General features: G+C 69.5%; 8 protein-coding genes and 1 pseudogene. 7 read left to right on the top strand and 2 right to left on the bottom strand.

Translation table 11 applies throughout. The features are described 5' to 3' along the window. Nucleotides 1–120: 120 nt before the first annotated feature. The gene (locus FPZ47_RS28690) at nucleotides 121–264 is read right to left on the bottom strand and encodes a hypothetical protein (RefSeq protein WP_168209574.1); all 144 of its coding nucleotides are present in this window, start codon (nucleotides 262–264) and stop codon (nucleotides 121–123) included. A 172-nt stretch (nucleotides 265–436) separates the two neighbouring features. Between FPZ47_RS28690 and FPZ47_RS26210 the strand changes: the two genes are divergently transcribed. From FPZ47_RS26210 to rraA, 6 genes and pseudogenes are all read left to right on the top strand, one after another. Then, a complete protein-coding gene (locus FPZ47_RS26210; RefSeq protein ID WP_144956128.1) occupies nucleotides 437–853 on the top strand; it encodes a helix-turn-helix transcriptional regulator in 417 nt (138 codons plus the stop codon). 67 nt (nucleotides 854–920) lie between these two features. Continuing rightward, nucleotides 921–1,595, top strand: coding sequence for a DUF6474 family protein (locus tag FPZ47_RS26205; protein ID WP_144956131.1), 675 nt, complete (start codon nucleotides 921–923; stop codon nucleotides 1,593–1,595). A 96-nt stretch (nucleotides 1,596–1,691) separates the two neighbouring features. Then, a complete protein-coding gene (locus tag FPZ47_RS26200; protein WP_144956134.1) occupies nucleotides 1,692–1,976 on the top strand; it encodes a hypothetical protein in 285 nt (94 codons plus the stop codon). Between the two features lie 17 nt (nucleotides 1,977–1,993). After that, nucleotides 1,994–2,395 (top strand): annotated as a pseudogene (locus tag FPZ47_RS26195) (copper resistance CopC family protein). A 113-nt stretch (nucleotides 2,396–2,508) separates the two neighbouring features. Beyond that, nucleotides 2,509–2,955: an Rv3852 family protein gene (locus FPZ47_RS26190; RefSeq protein ID WP_144956137.1), complete on the top strand. Its 447-nt coding sequence runs from the start codon at nucleotides 2,509–2,511 to the stop codon at nucleotides 2,953–2,955. Between the two features lies 1 nt (nucleotide 2,956). Continuing rightward, nucleotides 2,957–3,460 carry a ribonuclease E activity regulator RraA gene (rraA, locus tag FPZ47_RS26185; protein WP_144956140.1) on the top strand — a complete coding sequence of 168 codons (504 nt, stop codon included), beginning with the start codon at nucleotides 2,957–2,959 and terminating at the stop codon, nucleotides 3,458–3,460. On the opposite strand, the gene FPZ47_RS26180 is transcribed toward rraA, so the two are convergent. Continuing rightward, nucleotides 3,457–4,926, bottom strand: coding sequence for a flavin-containing monooxygenase (locus tag FPZ47_RS26180; protein WP_144956143.1), 1,470 nt, complete (start codon nucleotides 4,924–4,926; stop codon nucleotides 3,457–3,459). The genes rraA and FPZ47_RS26180 overlap by 4 nt on opposite strands. An 89-nt stretch (nucleotides 4,927–5,015) precedes the next feature. Here FPZ47_RS26180 and FPZ47_RS26175 point away from each other — a divergent pair, with 89 nt between their 5' ends. Further along, nucleotides 5,016–5,657 carry a TetR/AcrR family transcriptional regulator gene (locus FPZ47_RS26175; RefSeq protein WP_144956146.1) on the top strand — a complete coding sequence of 214 codons (642 nt, stop codon included), beginning with the start codon at nucleotides 5,016–5,018 and terminating at the stop codon, nucleotides 5,655–5,657. Nucleotides 5,658–5,854: the final 197 nt, after the last annotated feature.

Genomic DNA, 5,854 nt, shown 5'->3' with positions numbered 1-5,854 from the left:
CCGTCGGCCCACCCCGCTCGGCGAACGCCACGCGAGGCACTGCCAGGACGCGTGGGGGTCGTCGCACAGCGGCCCGCGAGCCGGATACTCAACACCGCAGCAAAGGCTACCCTTGGCCCCTCACCGCGCGTGGCCGGTTGCGGTGATTTCATCCGTCACCGTCGTCCAGGCCAATTGGCGAAACGCCGGTACGGTCTTGCGCAGCCCCGCCCAGCTACCCGTTTTCTGCGGATCACCTGTGAAATCACCAGAATCGGTGGACACGCGCGAGGAGAGACTAGAGGCTCGTGGAGTGAGGGTCGAGCGGTCGCCGAGGCCGGCATCAGCGAACCGCCACGCATTTGCAACGGGATGCGCACCCCAGCCCCGGCTGCCATGATCAGCAAATATGCCTAGGAAAACAGTCCACTTCTACAGCCCCGTGGAGGTCATATCGATGAGCACGACGTTTGCAGCCCGGCTGAACCGTTTGTTCGACACGGTGTACCCACCCGGTCGCGGGCCCCACACCTCGGCGGAGGTGATCGCGGCACTCAAGTCCGAGGGCATCACGATGTCGGCTCCCTACCTGTCCCAGCTACGCTCGGGAAACCGCACCAACCCGTCGGCGGCGACGATGGCGGCGCTCGCCAACTTCTTCCGCATCAAGCCGGACTATTTCACCGATGACGAGTACTACGAGAAACTCAACAAGGAATTGACGTGGATGGCCGCGGTGCGTCACGACGGCGTGCGCAAAATCGCGTTGGCGGCCCTTGAGCTGTCCCCGGAAGCCAAGCAGGAGCTCATGGAGCGGGCCGACGAGTTGCGCGACGCCGAGCGTATGGACACCCCTCAGCGCCTGGGGGCCTAGGCCCGCCACCGTCGGCACAGCGCCACCTGGCGGGCTGGCGCAGGCCCATTCCCATTAGTGTTGGCTCATGGGCCTGTTCCACAAACGAAAGAGTCGCGCGACGCGTCGCGCCGAAGCCCGGGCTATCACGGCCCGCGCCAAGATGGAGGCCAGGCTCGCCGCCAAGAACGAGGCCCGGCGCATGAAGGACGATCGGAAGGCCTCCGAGAAGGCCGCGGAGAGGGCACTCCGGGCCCAGCTCAAAGCCCAGCGCGAAAGCGACCGGACGGCGTTGAAGGTCGCCGAGGCCGAACTCAAGGCGGCGCGCGAGGGCAAGGTGTTGTCGCCGACGAGAATTCGGCGCGCGCTCACGGTGTCTCGGCTGCTCGCGCCGATCCTCACCCCGGTGGTCTACCGGGCGGCCATGGCCGCCCGGGCGGTGATCGACCAGCGACGCGCGGACCAACTCGGCGTCCCGCCGGCCCAGATCGGCCGGTTCTCCGGGCACGGGGCCCAGCTGTCCGCCCGGATCGCCGGGTCCGAGAAGTCCCTGCGTCTGGTGCAGGACAAAAAGCCCAAGGACGCCGAAACCAGGCAGTTCGTCGCGGCGCTGACCGAGCGGCTCACCGATCTGTCGGCGGCCGTCATCGCCGCCGAGAACATGCCCGCCGCGCGGCGCCGGGCGGCCCACGCGGCGATCTCCTCGCAACTGGACGGTATCGAGGCCGACGTGATGGCCCGCCTCGGATTGACCGCGGTCTGACATGCCGGTGCCGCGCCCGGCCGCCGTCACCTTCCAGATTCCCAACGAGTCCGACAGGGCGCGTCGACCACCGGGCGAACCGTCGCCCTTCCCGACGTGGGCGCCGGGATCGGGGTGGATCGGTTCGCGCTGTTCCGCATCTCGCTACAGCTGCCCGAGACGCCGCCCGGCGGCGGCGAGCCGGAACGTCCGGCGCGCCGGCTGACACTGGCGACGGGGCCGGCGGGGCCGCACCAACACGCCGCCCCACCCGATCCGAAGGCACCGGACGCCACGGCAGGCCTGCTGGGAGGTGCGGCAATGGTCGTCGCCGCCGCCGGCATCGACCTCGTGCTGCTGCGGCGACGCGCGGGACACGTCTGGCGGTCGGCGCCCGATTGAGCCTGTTGCTGGCCACCATGGCCCCGGCCGCGACGCTGCACGCCGGCGGCGCTGGCGCACGCCGCCCGGATATCCGCCGAGCCCGCGGACGGCGCCGGCCGCACGGTCGGGCCCGACCGGGTGAGCGCCACCTTCAACGAGCGGCTGCAGCCCACGTTCGCGGCGATGACGGTGGTCGGTCCCGACGGCATCGGCCCGCGCCCGCTCGGGCCGGCCGGGACGTACACGGTCACCTACCGCGTGACGTCGGCGGACGGTCACGCGGGATCGTGGTCGTTTCGGCTGACGGTGCCCGGCACCGGCACACCGGGATCCGCCCCCCAGCGGGGCGGCGGCAACCCCCGCTGTGGCCGTTCGTGGTGGTGGCGGCGGCATTCGTGGCCGCGGGCGCCATCTGGGCGGTCCGGCGCAGGCCCTGAGCGGCGCCGGTGGCACCGGGACGCCGCCGCGCCACCTGGCATGATGGGACCAGAGTAAGTTTCGTGCGCGGTAAGTTTCGTGCGCGACGAGCAAGGCGCAAAGGAGCGGCCGCATGGCAGACCCGCAAGAGCAACCGGAGCACCACCCCGACGGCGCGTCGACGCCGCCGGAGAAGACGCCGCCCGCCAAGGCGGCCAAGAAGGCCGCGAAAGCTCCTGCCAAGAAGGCGCCGGCCAAAAAGACCCCGGCCGCCAACGCGCCGGCCAAGAGGGCGCCCGCCAAGAAGGCGCCGGCCAAAAGCCCGGAGCCCGCGGAAAAGCCGCGAGAGCCGGCCGGGCAACCCCCCGCGCCGGTGCAGCGCGCCGAAACCAACGGCGACCTTGCCGCGGCCGCCAAAGATGCCGCCGAGCAAGCGAAATCCACCGTCGAATCCGCGCCCGACCCCGTGCCGCGCGACATTCCGGCGCCGGTCCCGGGCCAGGCTCCGGTCCCGCTGATCGTCGCCGTCGCCCTCAGCTTGCTGGCCATCCTGCTGATCCGCCAGCTGCGCCGCCACTGAGGTGTCCGTGCAATTCCGGCCCACCGCCGACCTCGTCGACAGCATCGGGGCCGAAGTACGCAGCTGCGACCTTCAGTTCCGCCAGTTCGGCGGCCGCCCGCACTTCGCCGGGCCGATCAGCACCGTGCGCTGCTTCCAGGACAACGCGCTGCTCAAATCCGTGCTGTCCCAACCGGGCGCGGGCAGGGTGCTGATCGTCGACGGCGCCGGTTCGCTGCACACCGCACTGGTCGGAGACCTCATCGCCGGGCTGGCCCGCTCCAACGGCTGGGCCGGCCTGGTGATCAACGGCGCGGTCCGTGATGCCGCCGCGCTGCGCGGCATCGACATCGGCATCAAGGCGCTGGGCACCAACCCCCGCAAGAGCACCAAGACCGGGGCGGGCGAGCGCGACGTCGAGGTCAGGCTGGGCGGGGTGACGTTCGTGCCCGGGGAGTTGGCCTACAGCGACGACGACGGCATTGTCGTCGTCGAAGCCGTCGTCGAAGCCGTCGTCGACGCCTAAACCGATACGGGTGCCGGCTTTTTGGTGAAGCGCAGGCCCTCGTCGTCGATCCTGCCGCGTCGGATCAGCTGGATGTCGCGCAGGTAGTTCTGGTTCAGCCGCCACGGCTTGCGCGAGCCCTGCTTGGGCAGCTCGTCGAGCGAGCGCAGCACATACCCGGGAGTGAACTCCATGAACGGGCGCTCCTCGACGTCGGCCGCCGGGCGTTCGACCACCACAGTGTCGAACCCCTTGTCGTCCATGTAGTTCAACAATCGGCAGGCGAACTCGGACACCAGGTCGGCCTTCAGTGTCCACGACGCATTGGTGTAGCCGACGGTGTAGACCATGTTCGGCAGCCCGGACAGCATCATGCCCTTGTAGGCCATCGTCTTGGTCAGGTCCACCGGCTCGCCGTCGACCGTGACGGTCGCGCCGCCGAACAGCTGCAGGTTCAAACCGGTTGCGGTGATGATGATGTCGGCCGGCAGTTCCTGCCCGGAGTTGAGCCGGATGCCGGTGGCCGTGAACCGGTCTATGGTGTCGGTGACCACCTCGGCCCGGCCCTTCCGGATCGCGCGGAACAGGTCGCCGCTGGGCACCAGGCACAGCCGCTGGTCCCATGGGTTGTACTGCGGGCCGAAGTGCTTCTGCACGTCGTAACCCTGGGGCAGTTGGCGTTCGACGAAGCCGAGCAGCGTCTTGCGCATGCGCTGCGGCCACCTCTGGCAGGCGCCGTACAGCGCCGCCTGCCGCAGCACGTTCTTCCAGCGGATCACGGTGTAGGCCAGGTTGTCCGGCAGCCAATGGTTGAGCCGCTCGGCCATCTTGTCCCGCTTGGGCTGCGAGACGATGTAGGTCGGTGAGCGCTGCAGCATCGTCACGTGCCGGGCGCCCGAATCGGCCAGTGCGGGAATCAAAGTCACCGCCGTTGCCCCGCTGCCGATCACGACGACGTTCTTGTCGGCGTAGTCGAGGTCCTCCGGCCAGTGCTGCGGGTGGATGATCGGCCCGGTGAAGTCCTCGGAGCCGCGGAACTGGGGGGCATAGCCCTGCTCGTAGTTGTAGTAGCCGCTGCACAGGAACAGGAAGGCGCAGGTGATCGTGCTCGGCGTCCCGTTGTTGTCGATCCGCAGGGTCCAGCGGTTCTCGACGTGCGACCAGTCGGCGCTGAGCACCTTGTGGCTGAGCCGGATGTGTTTGTCGATGCCGTACCTGGCCGCGGTGCCCTTGACGTAGTCCAGGATCGGCTTGCCGTCGGCGATGGCCTGACGCTCGGTCCACGGACGGAACCGGAACCCCAGCGTGTACATGTCGGAGTCGGAACGAATTCCCGGGTAGCGGAACAGGTCCCAGGTGCCACCCATGGCTTCCCGCTTCTCCAGGATGGCGCAGCTCTTGGAAGGGCAGCGGTCCTGCAGGTGCCAGGCCGCGCTCACGCCGGAGATGCCGGCGCCCACGATGACGACGTCAAGGTGCTCGGTCATGCCGCCACGTTATCAACACGGTGTCGAACGCGTCAACAGTGTGTCGATCATTTCGACACTGTGTTTCGACACTGTGTAAAGTGGCTGTCGTGACTTCCGTCGGCCCGCCCCGCGCGTTACGTGGTCGGCGTGCGATGCGCCCCTCCGGCGACGACCGCGAGCAGGCGATCCTGGCGACCGCCGAGCGACTGCTCGAGGAGCGTTTGTTCGCCGAGATCTCCGTCGACGACCTGGCCAGGGGGGCCGGCCTGTCGCGGCCCACGTTCTACTTCTATTTCAAGTCCAAGGAAGCGGTGGTGCTGTCGCTGCTCGAGCCGGTGATCGCGCGCGCCGACGCCGAGTTCGACGGCGCGGTGCAGCGGCTGCCCCAGGACCCGAAGCGGGTGTGGCGCAACGGCATCGACGCGTTCTTCACCGCGTTCAGCTCGCACCGTGCGCTGGCCCGGGCCGCCACCGAGGCGCTGGCCACCAGTTCGGAGCTGCGGGCGGTGTGGTTGGGCTTCATGCAGAAATGGATCGACCAGACGGCGGCCATGATCACCGCGGAACGCGCCCGCGGCGCCGCGCCGGAGACCATCCCGGCCACCGACCTGGCGACGTCGCTCAACCAGATGAACGAGCGCACCATGATGGCCGCACTGGCGGCCGAGGTGCCGGCGGTCGACGAGGCCCGGGTCGTCGACACCCTCGCCCACATCTGGGTCAGCAGCATCTACGGCGAGTCCCGCTAGTATCAGCCCGCCGCGGGGCGTTGAGCTTGAATCTGGGGAGTGTGCACCCCGGGCGCCGAGTGCGAATCCCTGATATGGAATCGGTTTTGTCAAGTGGGCAGGGGGAAGCGGGGGGGCGGGGCGCGGGGGGGGGGGGCCGCGGGGGGGGGGGGGGCGGGGCGGGGGGGGGGGGGGGGGGGTGGGGGGGGGGCGGGGGG

It is taken from the genome of Mycobacterium helveticum (genome assembly GCF_007714205.1).
GTDB classification, from domain to species: domain Bacteria; phylum Actinomycetota; class Actinomycetes; order Mycobacteriales; family Mycobacteriaceae; genus Mycobacterium; species Mycobacterium helveticum.
This window is presented reverse-complemented; position numbering and strand designations above follow the sequence as displayed.